Raw genomic sequence first — 23,667 nt, 5'->3', positions numbered from 1 at the left:
GTACCTCTCTCCGTCGCGGCAGGCGGAGCCGCGGACGTCGGAGAAGTTATCCCCGTGCCCGGCGGCCTCCGAGTGGGAGGCGCGATACGGAGGCGGGGGCGGCGTGCGCGCCGCTCACGGAGTCGGATCGCGTCGGCAGCGGTCACTCGACCGTCAGTCCCCGCCACGGGTCCCGCGCCCGCCGCACCGGCATGCGGAGGCACCGCGGCGCCGCCGATAGAGTCGGCTCCGTGACCCTCTCCCCGCAGATCTTCACGCTCCCCTCGGCGGTGCAGCGGACCTCCGCCGCCGCTCCTCACCCGGGGCTGCTCCGATGAGGGGCATCGTCCTCGCGGGTGGTTCGGGGTCGCGGTTGTGGCCGATCACCAAGGGCATCTCGAAGCAGCTGATGCCGATCTACGACAAGCCGATGATCTACTACCCGCTGTCGACGCTGATGATGGCCGGGATCGACGAGGTCCTCGTGATCACGACCCCCGAGTACAACGACCAGTTCCGCGCCCTGCTGGGCGACGGGTCGAGCCTGGGCATGCGGATCGAGTACGCCGTGCAGCCCTCCCCCGACGGGCTCGCGCAGGCGTTCCTGATCGGCGAGGAGTTCATCGGCGACGAGTCCGTCGCCCTGGTCCTGGGCGACAACATCTTCCACGGCACCGCCCTGGGCACCGCCCTCGCGGCGAACACCACGATCGAGGGCGCCGTCATCTTCGCCTACCAGGTCGCCGACCCGCGCGCCTACGGAGTCGTCGAGTTCGACGAGCACTTCCGAGCCGTCTCCATCGAGGAGAAGCCCGAGCAGCCGCGCAGCAACTACGCCGTGCCCGGCCTCTACTTCTACGACAACGACGTCGTGGCGATCGCGAAGACGATCACGCCCTCGGCCCGCGGCGAGCTCGAGATCTCGACGATCAACGAGCGCTACCTCGAGGCGGGGCGGCTGAACGTCCAGGTGCTCGACCGGGGAACGGCCTGGCTCGACACCGGGACCTTCGATTCCATGATCGAGGCGACGGAGTTCGTGCGCGTGATCGAGCAGAGGCAGGGGTTCAAGATCGGCTGCATCGAGGAGATCGCCTGGCGCAACTCCTGGATCGACGACGCCCGCCTCGCCGAGCTCGCCGCACCGCTGGTCAAGAGCGGATACGGCGCCTACCTCCACCGCCTGCTCAGCCTCGAAGGCGTGAACGCGGGCCGCTGAGCCCGGCCTCCCCCGACCTTCCCGACCTCCAGGAGAACCCGTGCGGATCCTCGTCACCGGCGGTGCCGGCTTCATCGGCAGCAACTTCGTCCACCTGACCCTGCGCGAGCGTCCCGACGCGCGGATCACCGTGCTCGACAAGCTCACCTACGCGGGCAGCCGCGACTCCCTCGCCCCCGTCGCCGACCGAGTGCGGCTGGTCGAGGGCGACGTCGCCGACGCCGAGCTGGTGGACCGGCTGGTCGCCGACGCGGATCTGGTGGTCCATTTCGCCGCGGAGTCGCACAACGACAACTCCCTGCACGACCCGACGCCCTTCCTCGCGACGAACGTCATCGGCACCTTCGCGCTCCTGCAGGCGGTGCGCGCGCACGACGTGCGGTACCACCACATCTCGACGGACGAGGTGTACGGCGACCTCGAGCTCGAGGACCCCGCGCGCTTCACCGAGCACACCCCCTACAACCCCTCCAGCCCCTACTCCTCGACCAAGGCAGCCAGCGACCTCCTCGTGCGCGCCTGGGTGCGCTCCTTCGGCGTGCGCGCCACGATCTCCAACTGCTCCAACAACTACGGCCCCTACCAGCACGTCGAGAAGTTCATCCCCCGCCAGATCACCAACGCCATCGACGGCATCCGCCCCAAGCTCTACGGCACCGGCGCCAACGTCCGCGACTGGATCCACGTCGACGACCACAACACCGGTGTCTGGGCCATCATCGACCGCGGCGAGATCGGCGAGACCTACCTCATCGGCGCCGACGGCGAGAAGAGCAACCTCGACGTCGTCACCCGCATCCTCACCGCCTTCGGACAACCCGAGGACGCCTTCGACCACGTCACCGACCGCGCCGGACACGACCTCCGCTACGCCATCGACTCCACCCGCCTGCGCACCGAACTCGACTGGCGCCCCCGCTACACCGACTTCGACGCCGGACTCGCCGCCACCATCGACTGGTACCGCGCCAACGAGGACTGGTGGCGCCCCGCGAAGGCCGCCACCGAGAAGAAGTACTCCGCTCAGGCCTGAGGCGGCCCGCCGGCGGGGATCAGTGCGGACCGACTCCGGTCGACACCCGGCCGGACGGCCGCGGAGAGTCGCACGGGCCGGGCGTCCGCTTCGCGCGGGACCGGCCGGACAGGACGATGCGGAGCAGCTGCAGCGGCTCGAGGAGGTAGCGAGCCGCGAGGCGGCGCGGGTCGCGCGCCAGGCGGAACAGCCACTCCACGCCCAGGGCGCCCATCCACCGCGGGGCGAGCGCCTGCGTGCCGGCGATGTAGTCGAGGCAGCCCCCCACGTTCGCGAACGCCGCCCGCGGGGCGAGGTCCCGGTTCTCCAGGATCCAGCGCTCCTGGCGGGGCATGCCCATCCCGACCAGGACGAGATCGGCACGGGCGAGCGACTCGGCGAGCGGCAGCTCCTCGCCGATGCCGTGCCACTGCTGGTCGAATCCGTCGTACGCGAGCCAGGTCATCCGGGACGTGCGGGCGGCGACCGCCTCCGCCGCTGCGGCCGAGGACTCCGGCGTGCCGCCCACAGCGACCACCACCAGAGGCTCGTCGTTCTCGATCAGCGGGAACAGCCAGTCGGTGCTGCCGATGCGGTGCTGCGGAGTCAGAGGCGAGTCGACCGCCGTTCCTCGGGCGAGCGCCAGGATCGGCCAGCCGTCGATCAGCACGGTGTCGGCCTTCTCGCAGAACCGGCGGAAGTGCTCGTCGGTCTGCGCCATGTAGAGCCCGTGCAGATTGAGGTTCCCGATGATGCGGCCGCGGTGCTCGCCGGCGAGGATCTCGGCGATCATCTCCGGAGCGGTCCGGGCGTCCACATGACCGAGGTCGAAGGGGAGCGCAGTGCGCGCAGCGGCTGTCATGCGGTCTCCTTCACGGAGGTGACGATGGTCTCGACGCGGCGGGCCCACGAGTGCTCGGCCCAGACGTCGCGCTGACGGTCGGCGGCGACCCGGGAGAGCTCCGGCAGCGAGCGGACGCTCTCGGTGAGGACACTGCGCAGGTCCTCCTCTCCTGCCGAGTCGTAGCAGACGACGGGATAGCCCTCGCGCTGGAGGCCCGCCGTCACGTCGTGCCGGCTCGCGACCACCGGCTTGCCCGCGGCGAGGTACTCCCAGAGCTTCAGCGGGGAGAAGTAGCTGCCGTTGGCGCTGGAGTGTCCGGCGAAGCAGAGGTCGACGCCGGCGAGGAAGGCGGGGACGTCGTCGGGGTGCACCCGTCCGCGGAAGGTGACGCGATCCGCGAGGCCGAGCTCGTGGACCTGCCTCTCCAGGTCGGCGCGGACCGGTCCGTCGCCGGCGATGTCGAGGTGGACCTCGCCCAGGTCCTCCGAGGCCAGCAGTTCGACCAGCGAGGAGACGTTCTGCCACGGGTAGAGCGTGCCGAGGAACCCGATCCTCGGGGTGCGGGTCCCGTCCACGATCTCTGCGGGGCGGTGCACGGTGTGGTCGACGCCGTTGGCGACGACGAGGATGCGCTCCCGGGGGATGCCGTACCGGGCGGTGAGCTGGTCGGCGAGGGCGTCCGTGACGGCGACGATCAGATCGGCGCGGCGGAGAGTGCGTCCCTCCATCCACTCGGCGAGCGCGCGGCTGGTGGTCGCCCGTCGCTCGCTGGTCGCCTCGACGGCGAGGAGGGCGTTGACCTCCAGGACCCAGACGGCCCCGGTGGCGCGACGGGCGAGGGAGCCGAGCTCCTGGAAGAGCGCGTACCGCTCGTAGGCGAAGTCGGCGGTCGACCCGGAGACCCGGCGCTTCAGCTGGAAGCGCGAGCGCACCCGGGAGACCAGCCGGAAGACGTCGGTCGCCACGATGGACAGGCGCGAGCCGGACATGCGGCTCTCCGACCCCTGCCCGTGCACCGCCTCCGGCATCGCGTCGCCGACGATGAAGCGCTCGACCCGGACGCCGCTCTGCTCCAAGCCGTTGATCACGCCGAGAATGTGCGAGCGCGGGCCCAGACTCTCGGTGGAGGGCTTGGTCGACAGGCGCGGAGCGCCGGATAGATACAGTGCTTTCACGGGGCGAGGGTCTCCAGACGGATCACTTGACGGTAACACCGGGGAATTCGGGACCGAGACCGGTACGGCTACCCGTTGGGGGGTCATGACGGCGAGAATCGTTCACCTCGCCCGCGAACCCGTTCGATTAGCCTTCACCTCGGTTCGTCGAGTATTACAGACAGTGCGGGACGAGGGCATGACACCCGTTCGTCCGACCGACAATCGTCGGATTCCCGAATGGGACTCCATATCCTGAACACTTCGAAAGGGAATGACGCGTGACCGATCCGGCCCCGAAGAGGAATACCGTCCGAGTCCTCCTCTCCGTCGCTCCGCCGGACGGAACCACACGATTCGTCGACCAGGTGACGCGCTTCGCTCCAGAGGATATCGACTTCTCCTTCTTCTCCTGGAGAAAGGCTTTGATCGGCAGATGGGACGTGTTCCACGTCCACTGGCCGGAATTCCTGATGAGAGGGAGATCGAAGCCGATAGCCGCGGTGCGGACGGCATTGTTCGCGCTCTTTATCGCTCGATCGTCGCTTTCTCGGGGAAAAGTGGTCCGCACTCTGCACAATCTCGAGCCGCACGCCCCCGGGGGTCGCATCGAGACGGCGCTCCTGTCCGCTCTCGAGCGCCGCACGGACCTCTTCGTGACCCTGACGGGGGTGACGCCGGTGCCGGGGAGTGCACGCTCCGTCCTCATCCCGCACGGCCACTACCGGGACGTGCTCCCGCTCGAGCACAGCGCCCCGATGCAACCGGGACGCCTGCTGTACTTCGGCCGCATCGAGCCCTACAAGAACGTCGAGCGCCTGGTCGAGGTCTTCCGGGAGCTGGACGATCCGGAGCTCGTCCTCGGCGTCGTCGGCAAGGCGCCCGCCGCCCTCGCCGAGCGGATCGCCCGGGCCGCTTCCCTCGACGCCCGGGTCACGACGCGCTTCGGCTTCGTGCCGGACGAGGAGATGGTCGCCGAGATGACCTCGTCGCAGCTGGTGATCCTCCCCTACACCGAGATGCACAACTCGGGCATCCTGCTGGTCGCGCTGTCGCTCGGCCGCCCCGTCCTCGTGCCGCGCACCCCGGCGAACGTCCTGCTCGCCGACGAGGTCGGGCAGGAGTGGGTGCGCATGTTCGACGGCGGGATCGACCGCGACGACCTGCTCGCCGCCGTCCGTGCGACCGCCGATCTCCCCGCATCGGGACCCGTCCTCGCGGGACGCGACTGGAGCGCCGTCGGCGCGTCCTACGCCCGCGCCTACCACCTCGCGGTCGACGCCCCCGTCGCTCGTGCCCGCCGAACAAGAGGGACCTCATGAGCACCCGCATCTTCGTCAACCCGAGCGGCCAGAAGGAGAACCTGGGCGACTCGGTGCTCCGCCGGGCGTACCTCGACGCACTGCGCGATCAGGGACAGCTGCACGTCTACGCCGGCACCCACTCCGCGTACATCTCGGGCCTGGGCCTGTCCACGGAGGACGTGGTCTACCACTCCCGCTCGAGCTGGCTCCGTGCCGCCCTCGCCGTCGGCCCGCGCGGCTCCCGCATGGGCTTCGCGCTGAACGCGGGCGAATGGGTCCTCGATCGCCGCTTCCTCGTCAACTCCGCCTGGCAGACGGCGCTGCTGACCCGCTCGCGCCTCGGCGGCGGCCGCCCCGTCGCGCTCGGCATCGCGCTGCGGCGGGACCAGGGAGCCCTCCCCCGCCGGTGGTTCCGACGCATGCTCTCCCTGACCGGGACGATCAGCTGGCGCGACCCCGACAGCCGTGCCGATCTGGGCGTCGGGACCGTCGCTCCGGACTGGGCCTTCGCGCTGGGCAGCGCGCCCGAGCGGTTCCGTCCCGCGGATCAGCGCCGCACGATCGCCGTCGCGCTGAGGGGCGACCGTCCGGCCCCGACCGCGGTCTGGCTCGGGACGGTGCGCGCACTCGCCCGCTCGCTCGACGCCCGCATCGTCGTCGTCGATCAGATGCAGGAGGACGAGCAGCGCTGCGCCGAGCTCGCCCGCGACCTGGACGGCACCGTCCTGGGCTGGGACGCCTCCGTCTCGCACGCCGACCACGAGGAGCGGGTGCGCGAGCTCTACCGCGACTGCGCCGCGGTCGTCAGCGACCGGATCCACGCCCTCATCCTCGGGATGACCGAGGGCGCCGTCCCGATCGGCTTCACCACGAGCGACCCGGAGAAGGTGCGCCGAACGTTCGCCGCAGTCACGACCCTGCCGGTGGCCTTCGCTGAGAAGGACGTCACCGGCGAGACCGACGCCGTGGAGCGGGCGCAGGCGCTGCTCGGTCAGAGGGACCGGCTCCTGGCCGACCTCGCTGTCGGGCGGGAGCGCCTCGCCGGGCTCCGCAGGTCGCTGACCCTCTGACCGCCGGGGCGCCCGGGCCGGGCGCCCTCCGCGACGTCGGCGACCTCAGCGTCGGCGGATCGCCAGGACGGTCCGCTGGAGGAGCCGCGCGTCCTCCCGGTAGGCCCGGAGGAGGAGGACAGCGAGCCCGGCGATCGCCAGGTCGATCGCGCCCACGATCAGCAGCTGGCCCAGGGCGCCGAGCCCGGCGGTCAAAGCCAGCGCGGGCAGCGAGGCGACGACGATCGCGACACCGAGCGCGAGCGGACGGCAGGCCTGCAGGAGGAGCGCCCTCACGTCGATGCCGGCGCGCGGCACCGCGAAGAACGAGAGCACCACCCAGTTCAGGACGAGGCCGGCGGTGCTGCCGATCGCGACGCCGATCGGCCCCCACACCACTCCGATCGCCATGAAGACGACCATGAGCGAGCGCGAGACGATGCTGAACCGCAGCTGGAGCCCGGTCAGCGCCTTCGCCAGGAACACCCAGTAGTAGACGAACCCGAGCGCCTGGAAGACGCCGCCGATCGCGAGGATCCGGAAGATCGTCTTCGACTCGTCCCAGCCGGGGCCGAGCGCGATCTCGATGATCGGGTCGGCGAGCGCGGCTGCCGCGAAGAAGACTCCGCCCATGACGTAGGCGAGCACGAGCTGGGCCCGCTGCACGTACCGCTCGAACTCCGGGCTGTCCTTCATCCGCGAGAGCACGGGGAAGGCGACCCTGGTCATGGGCGCGGCGATCTGCTGGAGCGGCATCCGGAAGATCTGGTAGGCGCGGTCGTAGACGCCCAGCGCGCCGGCTCCCCAGACCCGACCGATCAGCACGCTGTCGGCGTTGCCGCTGATGTAGTTGACCAGCTGCACCCCGACCGTGTTCGCGCCGAAGCCGAGGAACGCGCGCATGCCCTGCGTGCGCGAGGGCAGGCCGGGCAGCCAGCCGGCACCGATCACCAGGACGACCAGGGTCGTGACCGCGACCAGCAGCTGCTGGGCGACGAGGGCCCAGTAGCCCGCTCCCGACAGCGCGAGCAGGACCGCGCCCGTGGAGGCGACGAGCTGCGCCAGCACATCGGAGGCGGCGAGCCAGCGGAACCGGAAGCGGCGGGAGACCTCGGCCTTGAACTGGGCCGTGACGGAGTTGACCACGAACACCGCGGACAGCGCCTGGCAGACCGGGACGAGCTCGTCGCGCCCGTAGAACGCCGCGATCGGCACTGCGAGCAGGAACACGATCCCGCCCAGCACCAGCCCGAGGAGGACGTTGATCCAGAGCAGGTTGTTGCGCTGGGCGTCGGTCACGTCGCTGGACTGGATCGACGCCATGGAGAGCCCGAAGTCGCCCAGGAGCGTCGCGACTCCGGCGATGGCCAGCACCATGGAGACCACTCCGTAGTCGTCCGGGCTCAGAAGCCGCGCGAGGACCGCGAGCGCGCCCAGCTGCAGGACGAAGCGGATCCACTGCCCGCCGAGCGTGGCAGCGGCGCCGCGGGCGGCGTCACCGGCGATCGTCACCGCGCAGCCTCGACGACGCTCCCCCAGAGATCGCGCGGGAAGGCCGCGAGCAGCGCGTCCGGACGCCAGTCCAGGGGCGGCTCACCCCCCGCCTGGATCGCCTCGGCGACGGTCGCGGCCGGAGTGAAGCCCGCGCGTCCGGAGCCCTCGTAGTAGTCCCGGTACTTGAAGTCGGGCTCGCTCGCCGAGGCCACCAGCCGAGCCGGGATCCCCAGCGACTCCGCCACGACGATCGCGTGCAGGGACGAACCGACGACGAGGTCGCTCGCGGCGATCGCGCCCAGCACCTCGAGGACGGGGCGCGTCGGCTCGACGAGGCCGTCCTCCGGCCGCGGGGCGGTCCCGTCGGCGCGCATCCGACGGAGATCGTTCAAGTTGGGGAGGACGGTCACCCGGCGGTCGGGAGTGCCGCGGCGCAGCTCGTCACGACCCCAGAGGGTGCCGACGAGCAGGCCCGGGTCGCCGTAGACCTCGGGGACGGCGATGCCCCGGGCGCGGAGGAAGCCGCGGGTCAGAGGACCGCGGACGGCTCGGACGTCGAGGTCGGTGAAGTCGAATCGTGCGTCCAGCGACTTGCCGTTCGCCCCGATGCCCCACAGGGTGTCCCCGTCGCGGGCGAGCTTGAGGATCGACCCCACGGCGAGCAGTCGGCGGCGCTCGAGCGCGGAGCCGGGTGAGATCCCCTCGCGCTGCAGGATCCGCTCCACGATCATCGGGCCGAGCAGATCGCCGAAGTTGTCGACTCTCCTGCGGATCGGCACGAATCGAGCCCAGGGGGCGCGACTGATCGGCTGTGCGGGATTCCAGTGGACCACGTCGATCTTCGGCACAGAAGTATGCTCTCCTCGTCCTGCGGCATGCGAGAATCACGACGCCGACCTAGACTAACGGCACTCGGCACATCTGCCTCACCGCGTGATATCCCCGCTAGCGAGCGGCGCCCGCGCTCTCGACGGAAGACGATCCCATCTCGAACAATCGATCAGCGCTTGTCCCCCCCAACGGGCGGCAGAGAGTCGCGCGACGCGGAATGCCCTCGAGTGATCCTCGACGAGCGAGACGGCCGCTTCTGGTGGGCGTGCTCCTGGGCTCCGCGGCAGGACTCGTCGGAGTCCAGGTCAACGCTCTCGGCCCTTTCCAGGGAGTGAGCATGCTGCTCGTGGGGCTGTCCTTCCTCACGGCACTCCTCTGGAAGGACAGGGCTCCTCTCGCCCGAGTGAGACTGACTTCTCTCGACTACTCCTTCCTTCTTCTCCTCATCGCCTGGGGAATGCTCGAGCTCGTGAATTCGGGCGAGTTGAGGCATTCGCCTTTCATCGGCGTGCTCCTCACTGTCGGTGTCGCTTATGCGGCCACTTTCCCGGTCCGGATGGTCGTCCGCGCTCCGTCGGACCTGGCGCCGTTCCTCCGGGGGTTCAGCGCACCGGGCGTGCTCGTCGCGCTGATCGCGATCGCGCAGCTGCTGCGCGTGCCCGGCGTCAACGAGGTGCTGGTGCAGATCACGAGCTCCGGCGGTCTCGCCGAGCGGCTCTCGAGCGGCTGGGACATCCGGGGCACGTCGACGATCGGCCACTGGACCGCTCTCGGCGGGTACCTCGCCTGCGTGATCGCGGCGTCCTGCGTCGACCTGATCATCAGCTCCGCGGGCACGAAGCTCGCCCCCTGGCCGGTCGCGGCCCTCACCGTGATCTTCGCGGGCGCCGTCACGACGCTGACCTTCGCGACGATCGGCGCCGCAGCGGTCATCCTGGCTCTCACGGCCCTGCGGCTGAAGGCCCGCCCCGTCCTGGTGCTCTCGGGGGTGGCCGTGCTGGCGGCCGGATGGCTCGTGCTCGGGCAGAGCATCGCCGCACGCCTGGAGCAGCAGTCCGGGCAGTCGCAGTACGCGATCGCCCAATACTCCTGGCTGCCGCAGACCATCGGCTACCGAGTCAACATCTGGGTGACGGAGACCCTCCCCGCCATCGCGAAGCGTCCGCTCAGCGGCTGGGGCACCCAGGTCTACTCGGCCGTCGAGAAGGGCTGGCCCGTGCGGCCGTCCTCGCTGGTGTGGGTGTCGCCCGAGTCCGAGTGGATGCGCACGCTGATCGCGAGCGGGGTCCTCGGTCTCCTCCCCGAGGTCCTGCTGCTGCTGGTCGCGTTCGCCGTCGTGCTCCGCTCCCGCCGGATGCTCGGAGCCGCGGCCGTGTTCCCGGTGACGATCCTGCTGGTCGTGCTCGTGGTGATCTCCACCATCCACAGCCACTTCTCGAACCCCGGCGTGCCCCTCGCGCTCTGGCCGCTGGTCTTCGCCGTGGCCGTCGCGGCCCGTCGCGCGAAGACGCCTCCGGTGCTGCCGTCGAAGGCCGAATCGCCGAAGCGGCGCCGGCAGCACCTCCTCCGCTGACGCGGCGCACGCTCGGACGCCGGCCGACCGTGCAGCCGGACGGCTAGACCGACTGCCGCCAGGCCCCGCCGTCCCAGAACAGCAGCAGCTGCCCGCCCGGATCGACGGCGACGTCCTGACCACCGGTGAGCGCGGTGCCGCCCGCCGCACCGTGGCGCACGGTGACCGGACGCGCCCCGGCGTGCAGCAGGTGCAGCCGCTGACCGAAGACGGAGCCCGAAGGCAGGGCCGCCATCGTGAGCGTGTTCGTGGACACCAGTCGCACCATGATCACCGGGTCGGGTGAGAGCGGCAGGCGCTTCTGGGTCGTCGTGACCTCGTTGTTGCCCCAGACGAAGACGCCGGACGTGGCGACCTCGGTCGCTCCGTCGGCGGGCACGTCGCACCGCCACTCGATGGACGACTGGGGCGACAGGTTCTCCCCCGGCATGTAGCGGAACGGGTAGCTGAACCGCACATTGCGGGCGCGCACCAGGTGGTCCGTTCCGCTGAAGACGCCCCATGTGCGGGCGACCACGTCGGGCGTGCTGCGCACCTCCAGTCCGTCGATCTCCGTGCGCTGCTGACCCGGGACCGCGCCCGCTGTGCTGCCCGAGCCGATGGGCCGGGGCGTGCCGGAGGTGTTGGCCTCGAAGTCGAGGATGGTGTCGCGGATCCGCAGCAGGCTGTTCTCGGAGTAGATGCCGTGGTAATCGCCGGTGCCGGGATTGCTCGCGCCCGCGCGGAACACGCCTCCGGCCAGCACGACCGAGGCGTTGTAGCTGACCAGCAGCGCTCCGGTTCGCTCGGCGTAGATGTCTGAGGCCGTCACCGTCGGCGAGGGGTCGAAGACGCCGGCGCTCGGGTGCCCGGCGGGTCGACGGACGACGCGCACCGCGGCTCCCCGGGCGTCGAACGCGCGGAATCCGTTGATCTGATGCGAGCGCGAGTCCCCGCCCTTGGCCTCGTCCTGCACGATCACGCCGTTCTCGACGAAGCGGGCCGTGCAGTCCACGACCCGGTGCCCGATCCCCCGCAGCTGGTACCCGGACTGCCCCTGGCTGCCCTGGCCGATGCCGGAGGTGGCCGTGCAGCCGATGAAGGTCACTCCCTCCGAGCAGTGGTGCGTGTCGAAGGCGCTCGAGGTGGTCATCAGCGCGTTCACTCCCGAGACGACCGTGCCGTAGGTGCGGCCGTAGCCGGCGAGATCGCTATTGGCCGCGACGCGGTTGGTGTCGTCGGAGTAGGAGTGGCGCACATGCGAGTACACGCCGCGGTCGACCTGGCCGAAGCTGCTCCCGACGTCGGAGACGCCGTACCCCAGGATCGACGAGCCCGCGTCGTCGGTCGCGAAGCGCACGACCGCGTCCTCGACGAGGTATCCGTAGCAGGAGGTGAAGCGGAAGACCGGGCCCGAGGCGCGGGTGACCGTCACCGAGCGCAGCTGCGGATAGCGCAGGCGGGAGAAGTAGACGAGGGGCTCGTTCGACGCGGTCGCCCGCGCGGCCGCGACCATCAGGGTGCCTCCCTCGATCGAGAAGGTCTGGTCCGAGATCTGCGCGACGCGGATGTTGGTGCTGTACGTCTCGCGGAGCACTCCGCCCAGCACCACCGTCGATCCGGACGAGGAGCGCACGACCGCGAACTCGCCCAGGCGGGACTCGACGACGCCGTCCCCCGGCCGGCGCTCCGGGATCGGGTCGTCCGACACGATCTTCACGATCGTGCCGGGAGCCCAGTCCGGTGTGCCGCCGACGCTCAGCTGCGACACGGCGGAGGCTCCGGCCGGAGCGGCGACCGTCACGGCGGTGACGGGGAGGACGGCGCCGTAGGCCCCGGAGACCGAGAAGATCGGCTTCGACGAGGTGGCGACGAGGGTCGCCCCGTGCGCGCTCACCCGCAGGGACTTGGCGAGCCGGGGGTAGAGCGAGGTCCCGACGAGGTAGGTGCCGGTCGGGATCACCAGCAGACCGCCCTCGGGGACGGCGTTCATCGCCTTCTGCAGGCCGGCGCTCGAGTCCGTCGCGCCAGTCGCGTCGATGCCCGAGAAGCGGGCGGCGGAGGCGACCACGGCGATCCGGTCGAGCTCGCCCTGCGAGATCGTGACCGCGGCCTCGGCGGCGGGAGCCGCGGCGGCGCTCCAGGCGCCGACCGCCCCGATCGCACCGGCGGCGAGGACACCGCGACGCAGGAGGGAGGCGGGACGCCCCGGGTTCTCGTGAGTGGTTCGGTCGCCGATCAAGGGGGGCCTCCCGGACGTGCGGTCGTGGGCGCGGGGAGAGCCCCGCGCCCCCCATTGTCGGAAGGGGTCGTCGGCGGGTGGCGCGAGTGAGGCTTATTCGAGGAGACCCCCTCCCACGAGGGGGACAACTGCGCTCAGCGCGTGAGGTGCGCCTCGATCACGGAGCTCTGGGAGCGCGCGTCGTCGATCTCGTGATCGTCGCCGCAGTAGGCCATCAGCCAGCCGCAGTCCGACTTCCTCGTGGAGCCGAAGTAGGTCACGTCGAGGCCGTAGCTGTCGGCGGCCGTGTAGAAGGCTTCGCCGACGTCCGTCCAGGAGCCCGCGCCGCCCGCGGTGAGAGAGAGGCTCTGATCGCTGGGCCAGCCGACCTCCCCGACCGAGCAGTGCACCCCGTACCGCCGGCACCACTGCCCGAAGGTCGTCACCGCCGCCACGAAGACCTGCTCGTCGGTGCCGCCCTGCTTGTCCGAGCGCAGGGTCGTGCCCGTGCCGCCGGGGTAGAAGTGCTGCGAGTACACGATCCGGTCCAGCGGGTCCTGGATCCACGGCCCGTCGGGTGCGATCGCGGCGACCGTGCCCGTCGTCGCCTCCCGCATCCCCTCGACCCAGATCGTGTGCCGATCGCCCGTCCCCCGGACGGCCGACACCACGGCCTGCGTGTAGGCCTTGTAGGTCTCGACGGGGACCAGCGACCGCTTCACCTCGTTGAAGAGGTCGTAGGCGGCGATGCGTCCGTCGTCCTGGAACTCCGCCGCGAGCAGGGTCCAGACCCTCTGCGCCTGGGATACCGAGAGCCCGGATCCGAACCAGACGGTCCCCTCGGGCAGATCGCCCTGGCTCGCCGGATAGGTGCCGTTGTTGTGCAGGTCGAGCACGACCCGCATGCCGGCGGCGCCGATGGCGGCGATCTCGGTCCGGAGCAGCGCGACCGCCGCCGGATCGAGCCCCTTCGCCAGAGCGTCGTCGGTGCTCTCCCCGTCGGCCTGCGGCTGCAGGAGCGACCAGGGCACCGCGAGCCGGACCAGGGTGAGTCCGCGGTCCGCCAGGAACTCGTAGCTCTCGGCCGGATTCCCGGCGGTGCAGTCGACTCCGACGTCGACGCGCGACTGCAGGTCGAACACGTTCACGCCGCGGAGGTAGGACCGGCCGCCCAGGTAGTCGTCGACCGAGCCGATGGCAGGCGCGGGCGACGCGGAGGCGGACGACGGCGCGCAGGCCACGGGAGCAGTTCCGTCGCTCCGCTCGAGGAGCCGCACGGCGACCACGACGAGGGCCGCGACCACCACGACCGCCAGGACGATCAGCAGCGGACGGCGGAGCCGACGGCGCGGCCGATCGCGTGGAGGGACGATGCGAGCCTCCCGAGCCTGTCTGCCCGGTGCGGCCACCGGATCGCCGCTGAGGCTAGCAGAGCTCCGCGACGCCTCAGCGCACCGCCACCGTCGCGCGGTCGCGGCCGGTGAGGTCGCGCTGCGTGGTCGCTCCGCGCCAGCCGTCGGCGGTGAGCAGGGCGCGGATCTCGGCGCCCTGCAGCTCGCCGTGCTCCATCACCAGCACTCCGCCGGAGCGGAGCAGGCGGAGGGCGGTCGCCGAGAGCGAGCGGACGACGTCCAAGCCGTCCTCGCCGCCGTAGAGCGCCGAGGGCGGGTCGAACAGGCGCACCTCCGGGTCGCGCGGGACGGCGGCGACCGGGATGTAGGGCGGGTTCGAGACGACGACCGAGACGGTGCCGTCCAGCTCGGGAAGCGCGCGGGCGAGGTCGTCGAAGACGATGCGGGCGTTCTCGAGCCCGAGCCGCTCGCGGTTGCCGCGGGCCCAGATGAACGCCTCGGGAGCGTTCTCCACGCCGATCACGCGCGCGTGCGGCACCTCGTGCGCGAGCGCGAGCGCCAGGGCTCCGCTGCCCGTGCCGAGGTCGACGGCGATCGGCTCCGGGTCGACGACCGCACGGAGCGCGTCGATCGCGATCTGAGCGACGCCCTCGGTCTCGGGTCGCGGGACGAACACGCCGGGTCCGACCGCGAGCTCGAGCGAGCGGAACGGCGCGATCCCGGTGATGTGCTGCAGCGGCTCGCGAGCCGACCGGCGCTCGATCGCGCTCGCGAACGCCGCGGCGTGCTCCTCGTCGACGCTCAACCCCGTGATGAGGCGCGCCTGCAGCCGGCCGCGGCCGAGCCCGAGGAGGTGCCCGAGAAGCAGCTCCGCGTCGACGTCCGGCGTGGGGACGCGGGCGGCGGCGAGGCGGGCGACCGCGTCCGCGAGGAGGGTGCGCGCGTCGACACCGGTGGTCACGAGGGTCACGCCTCCTCGGAGCCGATGTCGGCCAGGCGGGCCTCCTCGTCGGCCTGGATGGCGCTCTCCACCACCGGGTCGAGCGCGCCGTTCATCACTCCGTCGAGGTTGTACGCCTTGTAGCCGGTGCGGTGGTCGGCGATGCGGTTCTCGGGGAAGTTGTAGGTCCGGATGCGCTCGGAGCGGTCCATCGTGCGGATCTGCGTCTTGCGCGCGTCCGAAGCCGCCGCGGCGATCTCCTCCTGCTGGCGGGCCAGGATGCGGGCGCGCAGCACGCGCATGCCCGCCTCACGGTTCTGCAGCTGGCTCTTCTCGTTCTGCATCGACACGACGATGCCGGTCGGGAGGTGGGTGATCCGCACGGCGGAGTCGGTCGTGTTGACGGACTGCCCGCCGGGACCGGAGGAGCGGTAGACGTCGATCTTCAGGTCGTTCTGGTTGATCGCGACCTCCTCGGGCGCGTCCACCTCGGGGAACACGAGCACGCCCGTGGTGGAGGTGTGGATCCGCCCCTGCGACTCGGTCACGGGGACGCGCTGCACCCGGTGCACGCCGCCCTCGTACTTGAGGTGCGCCCACACGCCCTGCGAGGGATCGGTGGCGTTGCTCTTGATCGCGACCTGCACGTTCTTGTAGCCGCCGAGGTCGGACTCGTCGCGGTCCAGGATCTCCGTCTTCCAGCCCTTCGCCTCGGCGTAGTGGAGGTACATCCGGAGGAGGTCGGCTGCGAACAGCGCGCTCTCGGCTCCGCCCTCGCCGCCCTTGATCTCCATGATGACGTCGCGGCCGTCGTCGGGGTCGCGCGGGATGAGCAGGCGCCGCAGCTTCTCCTGCGCCACCCGCAGCGACTCCTCCAGCTCGGGGACCTCCTCCGCGAAGGCCTCGTCCTCGCGGGCGAGCTCGCGCGCGGCCTCGAGGTCCTCGCCGGCCTGGATCCAGGCGGAGTGGGCCGACTTGATCTGGCTCAGCTCCGCGTAGCGCCGGTTGACCTTCTTGGCGCGGGCGGCATCGGCGTGAAGGGCCGGGTCGGAGAGCTGCGTCTGCAGGTCCTCGTGCTCGGCGAGGAGGACGCTGACGGATTCGAACATGGGGTCCTGGCTTCCGGAGGTGGTCGGGGTCGGGCTCATCGCCCGGGGACGCGAAAACGCCCGCGGCCGCCCCCGGTGACAGGGGCGACCGCGGACGTCGGGGCGCTAGTGGTGGCCGTTGCCGTGGCCGGCGGTGGCCGGGCCGACGGCCGACTTCGAGACCTGCATGAGGAACTCGACGTTGGACGAGGTCTCCTTGAGGCGCGACAGGATGATCTCCAGAGCCTGCTGCTGGTCGAGCCCGGCGAGGGCGCGGCGCAGCTTCCAGGTGATCTTGACCTCGTCGGCGCTGAGCAGCATCTCCTCGCGGCGCGTGCCGGAGGCGTTCACGTCGACGGCGGGGAAGATCCGCTTGTCGGCGAGGTGACGGGAGAGGCGGAGCTCCATGTTGCCGGTGCCCTTGAACTCCTCGAAGATCACCTCGTCCATCTTCGAGCCGGTCTCGATGAGCGCCGTCGCGAGGATGGTGAGCGAGCCGCCGTTCTCGATGTTGCGCGCCGCGCCGAAGAACTTCTTCGGCGGGTACAGCGCCGAGGCGTCCACGCCGCCCGAGAGCACGCGGCCCGAGGGAGGAGCGGTCACGTTGTAGGCGCGGCCGAGACGGGTGATGGAGTCGAGCAGCACGACCACGTCGTGGCCCAGCTCGACCAGGCGCTTGGCGCGCTCGATCGCGAGCTCGGCGACGGTCGTGTGGTCCTCGGCCGGGCGGTCGAAGGTGGAGGCGACGACCTCGCCGCGCACGGTGCGCTGCATGTCGGTGACCTCCTCGGGACGCTCGTCGACCAGGACGACCATCAGGTGGACCTCGGGGTTGTTCTGCACGATCGCGTTGGCGATCTGCTGCAGGACGATGGTCTTGCCGGCCTTGGGCGGCGCGACGATCAGGCCGCGCTGTCCCTTGCCGATCGGGGCGACCAGGTCGATGATCCGCTGGGTCAGCTTGCCGGGCTCCGTCTCGAGGCGCAGGCGCTCGGTCGGGTAGAGCGGCGTGAGCTTCTGGAACTCGACGCGCGCAGCGGCCTCCTCGACGGTTTGGCCGTTGATCGAGTCGACGCGGACGATCGCGTTGTACTTCTGGCGGCCGCCGCCCTCGCCCTCGCGGGGCTGGCGGATGGCGCCGACGACCGCGTCGCCCTTGCGCAGGTTGTACTTCTTGACCTGGCCGAGGGAGACGTAGACGTCGCTGACGCCGGGCAGGTACCCGGTGGTGCGCACGAAGGCGTAGTTGTCGAGGACGTCGAGGATGCCGGCGACCGGGATGAGGACGTCGTCCTCGCCGATCTCGGGCTCGAAGTCGTCGCCGATCGCTCCGCCGCGGCGCTTGCGGTCGCGGTAGCGGCTGCGGCGGCCGTCCTCGCCCTCGGCCTGCTGGCCGTTCTGGGGCTGTCCGGAGCCGTTCTGCTGAGGAGCCTGCTGGCCCTCGGACTGCGCGGCGCGCGCGCCCTGACCGTTCTGCGGCTGGGACTGCGCGGCGGGGCTCTGCTGAGCATCGTTCTGGCGGTCGTCCCCGCGGTTGCGGTTCCGGTTGCGGCGGTTGCGACCGCGGCCGGTGCCCTGCTGGTCGCCGTTCTGCTGCTGGTCGCCGCCCTGCTGCTCCTGCTGGTCGCCGGAGTCGGAGGAGTCGGCGTCGTTCTCGGCGGGCGCCTGCTCGGCCTGCTCGCTCTGCTCGGAGGCGCCCCCGCGGCTGCGGCGGCGTCCGCGGCGCTCGCGCTGGCCGCCCTCGCGGGAGGAGTCGTCCGACTCCGGCCCGTTGGGCAGCTCGATGTCGATGACGGGCTTCGCGGCCTGGTCGGCGTCGCGGTCCTGCTCGATGACGGGGAGGTCGGGGATCAGCGACTCGACGCCGGTCCCGCCGGGGATGTTGAGGTGCTCGCCGGCGGCGACGGTGCCGCTGGAGGCGCGGCGCGAGCTGCGTCGGCGGGGCGCGCGCTCGGCGGGCTCGGCGACCGGCTCGGCCGCCGCGGGGAGCTCGAGCTCGACGGGGGCCGACTCGGCGGCCGTCGCGGAGGGCTCGTCGACGGTGGGCGCGGCCTGCTCGAGGACGTCGGCCGTGTCGGCCTCGGTGCTCTCGACGGGCGTCGGCAGCTCCGCCGGCGCCTCGGGCTGCGGAGCGGACTGCTCGGCCACATCGGCCGGCTCGGCCTCGACGCCGGTGGCGTCGACGTCCGGGGCGACCGCTGCGTCGTCCGGACCGACCGCGTCGGCGATCGCGGCGGGCGCGTCCTCGGCGGAGGCGGCGCGCAGGTCCGAGATGGCCTGGACCAGCTCGCCCTTGCGGAGCTTGGAGGCGCCGCCGAGGCCGAGCCGCGTCGCGAGAGCCTGGAGCTCGGCGACGCGCAGACCGGAGAGGTCGGCGGTGAGGTCCACGGCCGAGCCGTGGGTGTTGACGTCTGTCACTGGAGAGGGTTCCTTCCCCCCGGGAACGAGTGCTCACCGGGAGAGCTCATCGACCGTGCGGTGCCATCGCGTGTTCTGATCCACGCGATGCTCTCGGCCGCCGGGACCGACTGCCGCAGAGAGCGAGGAGAGGGCCCGGAGACCAGGCGCCGGTCTGCAAGAGGAGCAGGGGCGCCCTTCACACGATGTGATGGCCGTGGTTGTCGGGACGATCCGTCGGACAGATTCCGCTCGTTACGCGGTTCCTCGGGATGCGGTCCCCACTGTAGCACCCTTGAAGTCGACGGCCAGCATGTGCGCGCGCCACGGCGTGGGGGCCTCCCGCTCCACCAGATCCGCGGCGGCGAGGCGCTGCGCGGGGTCGCTGCAGAGCACCAGGACGCTCGGTCCCGCACCCGAGACGACCGCCGCGTAGCCGTGCGAGCGCAGCAGCGCGATCAGCGCTGAGGTCTCGGGCATGGCAGCCGCGCGGTAGTTCTGGTGCAGCTTGTCCTCGGTCGCCGCGAACAGCAGTTCCGGGCTCTGGATGAGGGCGGCGATCAGGAGCGAGGAGCGCGAGACGTTGAAGACCGCGTCCTCGTGCGGCACGCTCTGCGGCTGCAGCGAGCGGGCCAGCCGCGTCGACATGGTGTGCTCGGGCACGAAGACGACCGGGGACACGCCGCGGTGGACCATGAGCTTCTTGGAGCGCGGGCGCAGCGGCGAGTCGTCGGCGCCGGAGGCGTGCGGCTCGACCCAGGCGATGGTGAGGCCGCCGAACAGCGCGGGCGCCACGTTGTCGGGGTGCCCCTCCATCTCGGTGGCGATGCGGAGGAGGTCGTCCGAGTCGAGCTCGACGACGCCCTCGAGCAGGCCCTTCGCGGCCATGATGCCGGAGACGATCGCGGCGCCGGACGAGCCCATCCCGCGGCCGTGCGGGATGATGTTGCGCGCGATCACCTCGATGCCGGGCATCTCCTGCCGCTGGTCGGCGAACGTGTACGCGATGGCCTGCACGACGAGGTTCGTCTCGTCGGTCGCCACCTCTCCCTCGCCGACCCCGTGCACGGTGACCCGCGCACCCGTGGCCGCGACGGCCGTCACGTCGAGCTCGTCGTAGAACGAGAGCGCCAGGCCGAGCGTGTCGAAGCCGGGGCCCAGGTTCGCCGAGGTGGCGGGGACCTTGACGTGGACGGTGCGGCCGACGGGAACCGCCGAGGTCATGCGCCGGCCAGCCCCAGCACGTCGGCGATCGCGGCGGTGTCGACGGGGACGACGGTCGGCGTGATGTCCGCGCCGTCGGCCGTGCGGAGCGCCCACTGCGGGTCCTTGAGCCCGTGGCCGGTGACCGTCAGGACGACGGTGGCGTCCTTCGGGATCGCTCCGGCCTCGGCGCGCTCGAGGAGCCCCGCGACGCTGATCGCCGACGCCGGCTCGACGAAGACGCCGACCTCGCCCGCGAGGATGCGGTACGCCTCGAGGATCTTCTCGTCGCTGATCGCGCCGAAGTAGCCGTCGCTGACGGTGCGCGCGTTCAGGGCGAGCTCCCACGAGGCCGGGTTGCCGATCCGGATCGCGCTGGCGATCGTCTCGGGGTGGCGGACCGGGGCGCCGTGCACGATCGGAGCGGAGCCCTCGGCCTGGAAGCCGAACATGCGCGGGAGGCGGGTCGACTCGCCGCGCTCCAGCTCCTCCGAGTAGCCGCGGAAGTAGGCGGTGTAGTTGCCCGCGTTGCCGACCGGGACGATGTGGAAGTCCGGAGCATCGCCCAGCACCTCGACGACCTCGAAGGCCGCGGTCTTCTGGCCGGCGATGCGGTCCGGGTTCACCGAGTTGACCAGGTGGACCGGGTAGTTCTTCGCGAGGTCGCGGGCGATGTCGAGGCAGTCGTCGAAGTTGCCCTGCACCTGCAGCAGCTGCGCGTTGTGCGCGATCGCCTGGCTGAGCTTGCCCAGGGCGATCTTGCCCTCCGGCACCAGGACGGCCGCGGTGATGCCGGCGTGCGTCGCGTAGGCGGCGGCCGACGCGGAGGTGTTGCCGGTCGAAGCGCAGATGACGGCCTTCGCGCCGTGCTCGACGGCCTTCGAGATCGCCATGGTCATGCCGCGGTCCTTGAAGGAGCCGGTCGGGTTCATGCCCTCGTACTTGACCCACACCTTCGCGCCCGTGCGCGCCGAGAGCGCCGCCGCGGGGATGAGCGGCGTGCCGCCCTCGCCGAGAGTGATGACCGGGGTCGCCTCGGTGACATCGAGGCGGTCCGCGTACTCGTGCAGGACTCCGCGCCACTGCTTGGCCATCTCAGGCTCCTTCAACTCGTAGAACGGACGTCACGGCGCCGACGAAACCATGCGAATGGAGGGCGGTGACGGTGGCCGCCAGATCGGATTCCGCCGCGGCGTGCGTGCCGATGACCAGGGTAGCGGTCGGCTCGCGCCGCTCCGCACCGCCCTGCTCCTCCAGCGGGTCGGCGCCGGGCGGGGTCTGCACCAGGGTCTCGACCGAGACGCCGTGATCGGCGAAGACGCCCGCGATCTGCGCGAGCACGCCGGGGCGATCGAGCACCTCGAGGGTGACCTGGTAGCGGGTGGTGACGTGGCCGATCGGGAGGACCGCGAGCCCGGAGCTCGCGCTGGTCACCAGGCCGGGGCCGCCGACGACGTGGCGGCGGGCGGCCGAGACGACGTCGCCGAGGACGGCGGAGGCCGTCTCGATCCCGCCGGCGCCGGCGCCGTAGAACATCAGGTCGCCGGCCGCCTCCGCCTCGACGAAGACCGCGTTGTTGGCCCCGTGCACGGCCGCGAGCGGGTGGGAGCGGTGCACGAGCGCGGGGTAGACCCGCGCGGACACGCCCTCCACGCCGGTCTTGGCGTCGGTCAGCCGCTCGCAGATCGCGAGCAGCTTGATCACGTAGCCGGAGTCGCGGGCCTGGTCGACCTGCGCCTTCGTGATGCCGGTGATGCCCTCGCGGTGCACCAGGGTGACCGGGACGTCGGTGTGGAACGCGAGGCGGGCGAGGATCGCCGCCTTCTGCGCCGCGTCGTAGCCCTCGATGTCGGCGGTCGGATCGGACTCGGCGTAGCCGAGCTCGGTCGCGCGGGCGAGCGCGTCCTCGAGGCTCGCGTGCTCGGTGTCCATCCGGTCGAGGATGTAGTTGGTCGTGCCGTTCACGATGCCGAGGATGCGGTGGACCCGGTCGCCGGCGAGGCTGTCGCGCAGCGGCCGGATGATCGGGATCGCGCCGGCGACGGCCGCCTCGTAGTTGAGCTGGGCGCCCACCTGATCGGCGGCCTCGAAGAGCTCGTTGCCGTGGGCGGCGAGCAGGGCCTTGTTGGCTGTGATCACGTCCGCGCCCGACGAGATCGCCGTGAGGATGTGGCTGCGGGCGGGCTCGAGCCCGCCGATCAGCTCGACCACGATGTCGGCGCCCAGGATCAGCGACTCGGCGTCGGTGGTGAGCAGGTGCTTCGGGATGTCGGCGGTGCGGGGCGCGTCCACGTCCCTGACGGCCACGCCCACGAGCTCCAGCGGCGCCCCGACGCGCTGGGCGAGCTCGTCGCCGTGGTCGAGCAGGAGGCGCGCCACCTGGGCACCGACGGACCCGGCGCCCAGCAGGGCGACGCGGAGGCTGCGGTACTCGATCATCGGGAGGTGGCCTTTCGTTCGATGCCGGCGTCGCGGCGGAGGAGGTCCTCCTCGGTCTCGCCGCGCACGAGGACGCGCGAGCGCCCGTCGCGGACGGCGACCACCGGGGGGCGCCCGAGGTAGTTGTAGTTGCTGGCGAGCGACCAGCAGTAGGCGCCGGTCGCGGCGACGGCGAGCAGGTCGCCCGGCCGCACGTCCGCGGGCAGGAAGTCGTCGTGGACGACGATGTCGCCCGACTCGCAGTGCTTCCCGGCCACCCGCACGAGGGCGGGCTCGGCCGAGGAGGAGCGGTCGGCGATCCGCGCCGTGTAGTCGGCGCCGTAGAGCGCCGGACGGGCGTTGTCGCTCATGCCGCCGTCGACGCTGACGTAGCGGCGGACCGCGGTCGAGCCCTCGGAGCCGACTGTCACGTCCTTCACGGTGCCCACCTCGTAGAGGGTGACGCCGGCGGGCCCGATCAGCGAGCGGCCGGGCTCGATCGCGATGTGCGGCACCGGGACACCGCGGGCGGCGCACTGCTCGGCCACCGCGTCGGCGACGGCGGCCGCGATCTCGGCGATCGGCGTCGGGTCGTCGGCGCTGGTGTAGGCGATGCCGAAGCCGCCGCCGAGGTTGAGCTCCGGCACGGGGCCGTCCGCGAGCAGAGCCGCGTGGACGTCGAGCAGGCGCGACGCCGACTCCGCGAACCCGGCGGAGCCGAAGATCTGGGATCCGATGTGGCAGTGCAGCCCGAGGAACCGCAGGGAGGAGAAGGAGCGGATGCGGGCGACCGCGGCCGGGCAGTCGGCGAGTGCGAGGCCGAACTTCTGGTCCTCGTGCGCCGTGGCGAGGAACTCGTGGGTGTGCGCGTGCACTCCGCTGTTGACCCGGAGGCGCACCGCCTGCACGCGGCCGTGCCGCTCGGCCGCGGCTGCGACGCGCTCGATCTCGACGAGGCTGTCGAGCACGATCGTGCCCGCGCCCACCTCGACGGCCCGGTCGATCTCGCGGAGCGACTTGTTGTTGCCGTGGAGGCCGAAGCGCTCGGGCTCGATCCCGGCTGCGAGGGCCACCGCCATCTCGCCGCCGCTGGAGAGGTCGAGGTTCAGGCCCTCGTCGCGCATCCAGCGGGCGACCTCGGTCGAGAGGAACGCCTTGCCCGCGTAGTAGACCGTGACGCCGGTGCCGATCCGGCCGAGCTCGCGGGCGAAGACCTCGCGCATCTCGACGGCCCGGCGGCGGGCGTCGGCCTCGTCCACCACGTAGAGAGGAGTGCCGTGCTCGCGCACCAGCTCGGCGACGGGCACTCCGGCGATCCGGATCCCGCCGTCCTCGCCGCGCTCGGCGCTGTCCGGCCACACGCCGTCGGCCAGGGCGTTCGGGTCGGCGGGCGTGAGCAGCCAATCAGGCGCGAGCGGATGCCGGGGGGCGCGGGCGCGGGCGTCGACGGTGTCCACGGGTGAGACCTCACAGGAGAGAGTGGGAGCGTCACTGCGGGGCGAGCGGGTCCGGATTGACCCCTGAAGCCAGCGATGTCAGTGTTCGGCCCGCGGAAGACGCCGGCACAGGGCTCCGATCCTAGCGGTCCGGGGCGGCGGCGCCGCGCGGGC

18 protein-coding genes are annotated in these 23,667 nt (G+C 71.6%); 5 read left to right on the top strand and 13 right to left on the bottom strand.

The window, feature by feature from the left end; genetic code table 11:
* Nucleotides 1–313 precede the first annotated feature (313 nt).
* Nucleotides 314–1,198 (top strand): glucose-1-phosphate thymidylyltransferase RfbA, encoded by an 885-nt coding sequence (rfbA, locus tag C5C10_RS01410; protein ID WP_104223010.1) that lies wholly within the window; start codon nt 314–316, stop codon nt 1,196–1,198.
* A gap of 40 nt (nt 1,199–1,238) precedes the next feature.
* Complete coding sequence (rfbB, locus tag C5C10_RS01405; RefSeq protein WP_104328335.1) at nt 1,239–2,231, top strand: dTDP-glucose 4,6-dehydratase; 993 nt, start codon at nt 1,239–1,241, stop codon at nt 2,229–2,231.
* 19 nt (nt 2,232–2,250) lie between these two features.
* Here the strand turns inward: rfbB and C5C10_RS01400 are convergent, their stop codons facing one another.
* Together C5C10_RS01400 and C5C10_RS01395 are read right to left on the bottom strand one after the other, a co-directional pair.
* The gene (locus C5C10_RS01400; protein WP_104328334.1) at nt 2,251–3,072 is read right to left on the bottom strand and encodes a WecB/TagA/CpsF family glycosyltransferase; all 822 of its coding nucleotides are present in this window, start codon (nt 3,070–3,072) and stop codon (nt 2,251–2,253) included.
* Nucleotides 3,069–4,316, bottom strand: a complete 1,248-nt coding sequence (locus tag C5C10_RS01395; protein WP_104249575.1) for a glycosyltransferase — start codon at nt 4,314–4,316, stop codon at nt 3,069–3,071. The genes C5C10_RS01400 and C5C10_RS01395 overlap by 4 nt, the downstream gene beginning before the upstream one ends.
* A 452-nt stretch (nt 4,317–4,768) precedes the next feature.
* Between C5C10_RS01395 and C5C10_RS01390 the strand changes: the two genes are divergently transcribed.
* On the top strand, nt 4,769–5,530 hold the full coding sequence (locus tag C5C10_RS01390; protein ID WP_181073358.1) for a glycosyltransferase: 762 nt from the start codon (nt 4,769–4,771) through the stop codon (nt 5,528–5,530).
* Nucleotides 5,527–6,582 carry a polysaccharide pyruvyl transferase family protein gene (locus tag C5C10_RS01385; protein WP_104328332.1) on the top strand — a complete coding sequence of 352 codons (1,056 nt, stop codon included), beginning with the start codon at nt 5,527–5,529 and terminating at the stop codon, nt 6,580–6,582. Before C5C10_RS01390 ends, C5C10_RS01385 begins: the two co-directional genes overlap by 4 nt.
* A gap of 45 nt (nt 6,583–6,627) precedes the next feature.
* On the opposite strand, the gene C5C10_RS01380 is transcribed toward C5C10_RS01385, so the two are convergent.
* Nucleotides 6,628–8,073 carry a lipopolysaccharide biosynthesis protein gene (locus C5C10_RS01380; RefSeq protein ID WP_181073357.1) on the bottom strand — a complete coding sequence of 482 codons (1,446 nt, stop codon included), beginning with the start codon at nt 8,071–8,073 and terminating at the stop codon, nt 6,628–6,630.
* Nucleotides 8,070–8,903, bottom strand: a complete 834-nt coding sequence (locus C5C10_RS01375; RefSeq protein WP_104328330.1) for a polysaccharide pyruvyl transferase family protein — start codon at nt 8,901–8,903, stop codon at nt 8,070–8,072. The genes C5C10_RS01380 and C5C10_RS01375 overlap by 4 nt, the downstream gene beginning before the upstream one ends.
* A 242-nt stretch (nt 8,904–9,145) precedes the next feature.
* Here C5C10_RS01375 and C5C10_RS01370 point away from each other — a divergent pair, with 242 nt between their 5' ends.
* The gene (locus C5C10_RS01370) at nt 9,146–10,459 is read left to right on the top strand and encodes an O-antigen ligase family protein (protein WP_181073356.1); all 1,314 of its coding nucleotides are present in this window, start codon (nt 9,146–9,148) and stop codon (nt 10,457–10,459) included.
* Between the two features lie 43 nt (nt 10,460–10,502).
* Here C5C10_RS01370 and C5C10_RS01365 read toward each other — a convergent pair whose 3' ends face one another.
* From C5C10_RS01365 to lysA, 9 genes are all read right to left on the bottom strand, one after another.
* Complete coding sequence (locus C5C10_RS01365; protein ID WP_104328328.1) at nt 10,503–12,680, bottom strand: hypothetical protein; 2,178 nt, start codon at nt 12,678–12,680, stop codon at nt 10,503–10,505.
* Between the two features lie 134 nt (nt 12,681–12,814).
* Nucleotides 12,815–13,966, bottom strand: a complete 1,152-nt coding sequence (locus tag C5C10_RS01360; protein WP_181073355.1) for a glycoside hydrolase family 5 protein — start codon at nt 13,964–13,966, stop codon at nt 12,815–12,817.
* A 139-nt stretch (nt 13,967–14,105) separates the two neighbouring features.
* On the bottom strand, nt 14,106–14,981 hold the full coding sequence (gene prmC / locus C5C10_RS01355; RefSeq protein WP_104328326.1) for a peptide chain release factor N(5)-glutamine methyltransferase: 876 nt from the start codon (nt 14,979–14,981) through the stop codon (nt 14,106–14,108).
* Nucleotides 14,978–16,060 carry a peptide chain release factor 1 gene (gene prfA / locus C5C10_RS01350; RefSeq protein ID WP_104225564.1) on the bottom strand — a complete coding sequence of 361 codons (1,083 nt, stop codon included), beginning with the start codon at nt 16,058–16,060 and terminating at the stop codon, nt 14,978–14,980. The genes prmC and prfA overlap by 4 nt, the downstream gene beginning before the upstream one ends.
* Before the next feature lie 105 nt (nt 16,061–16,165).
* Nucleotides 16,166–18,457 carry a transcription termination factor Rho gene (gene rho / locus C5C10_RS01345; protein ID WP_104249567.1) on the bottom strand — a complete coding sequence of 764 codons (2,292 nt, stop codon included), beginning with the start codon at nt 18,455–18,457 and terminating at the stop codon, nt 16,166–16,168.
* 234 nt (nt 18,458–18,691) lie between these two features.
* The gene (thrB, locus tag C5C10_RS01340; RefSeq protein WP_104223004.1) at nt 18,692–19,660 is read right to left on the bottom strand and encodes a homoserine kinase; all 969 of its coding nucleotides are present in this window, start codon (nt 19,658–19,660) and stop codon (nt 18,692–18,694) included.
* The gene (thrC, locus tag C5C10_RS01335) at nt 19,657–20,733 is read right to left on the bottom strand and encodes a threonine synthase (protein WP_104223003.1); all 1,077 of its coding nucleotides are present in this window, start codon (nt 20,731–20,733) and stop codon (nt 19,657–19,659) included. The genes thrB and thrC overlap by 4 nt, the downstream gene beginning before the upstream one ends.
* Before the next feature lies 1 nt (nt 20,734).
* On the bottom strand, nt 20,735–22,078 hold the full coding sequence (locus tag C5C10_RS01330; protein WP_104223002.1) for a homoserine dehydrogenase: 1,344 nt from the start codon (nt 22,076–22,078) through the stop codon (nt 20,735–20,737).
* A complete protein-coding gene (gene lysA, locus C5C10_RS01325; protein WP_104328325.1) occupies nt 22,075–23,514 on the bottom strand; it encodes a diaminopimelate decarboxylase in 1,440 nt (479 codons plus the stop codon). The genes C5C10_RS01330 and lysA overlap by 4 nt, the downstream gene beginning before the upstream one ends.
* Between the last annotated feature and the right edge of the window lie 153 nt (nt 23,515–23,667).

Origin of the sequence: Rathayibacter sp. AY1A3, from assembly GCF_002930975.1 — a bacterium.
GTDB lineage: Bacteria > Actinomycetota > Actinomycetes > Actinomycetales > Microbacteriaceae > Rathayibacter.
This window is presented reverse-complemented; position numbering and strand designations above follow the sequence as displayed.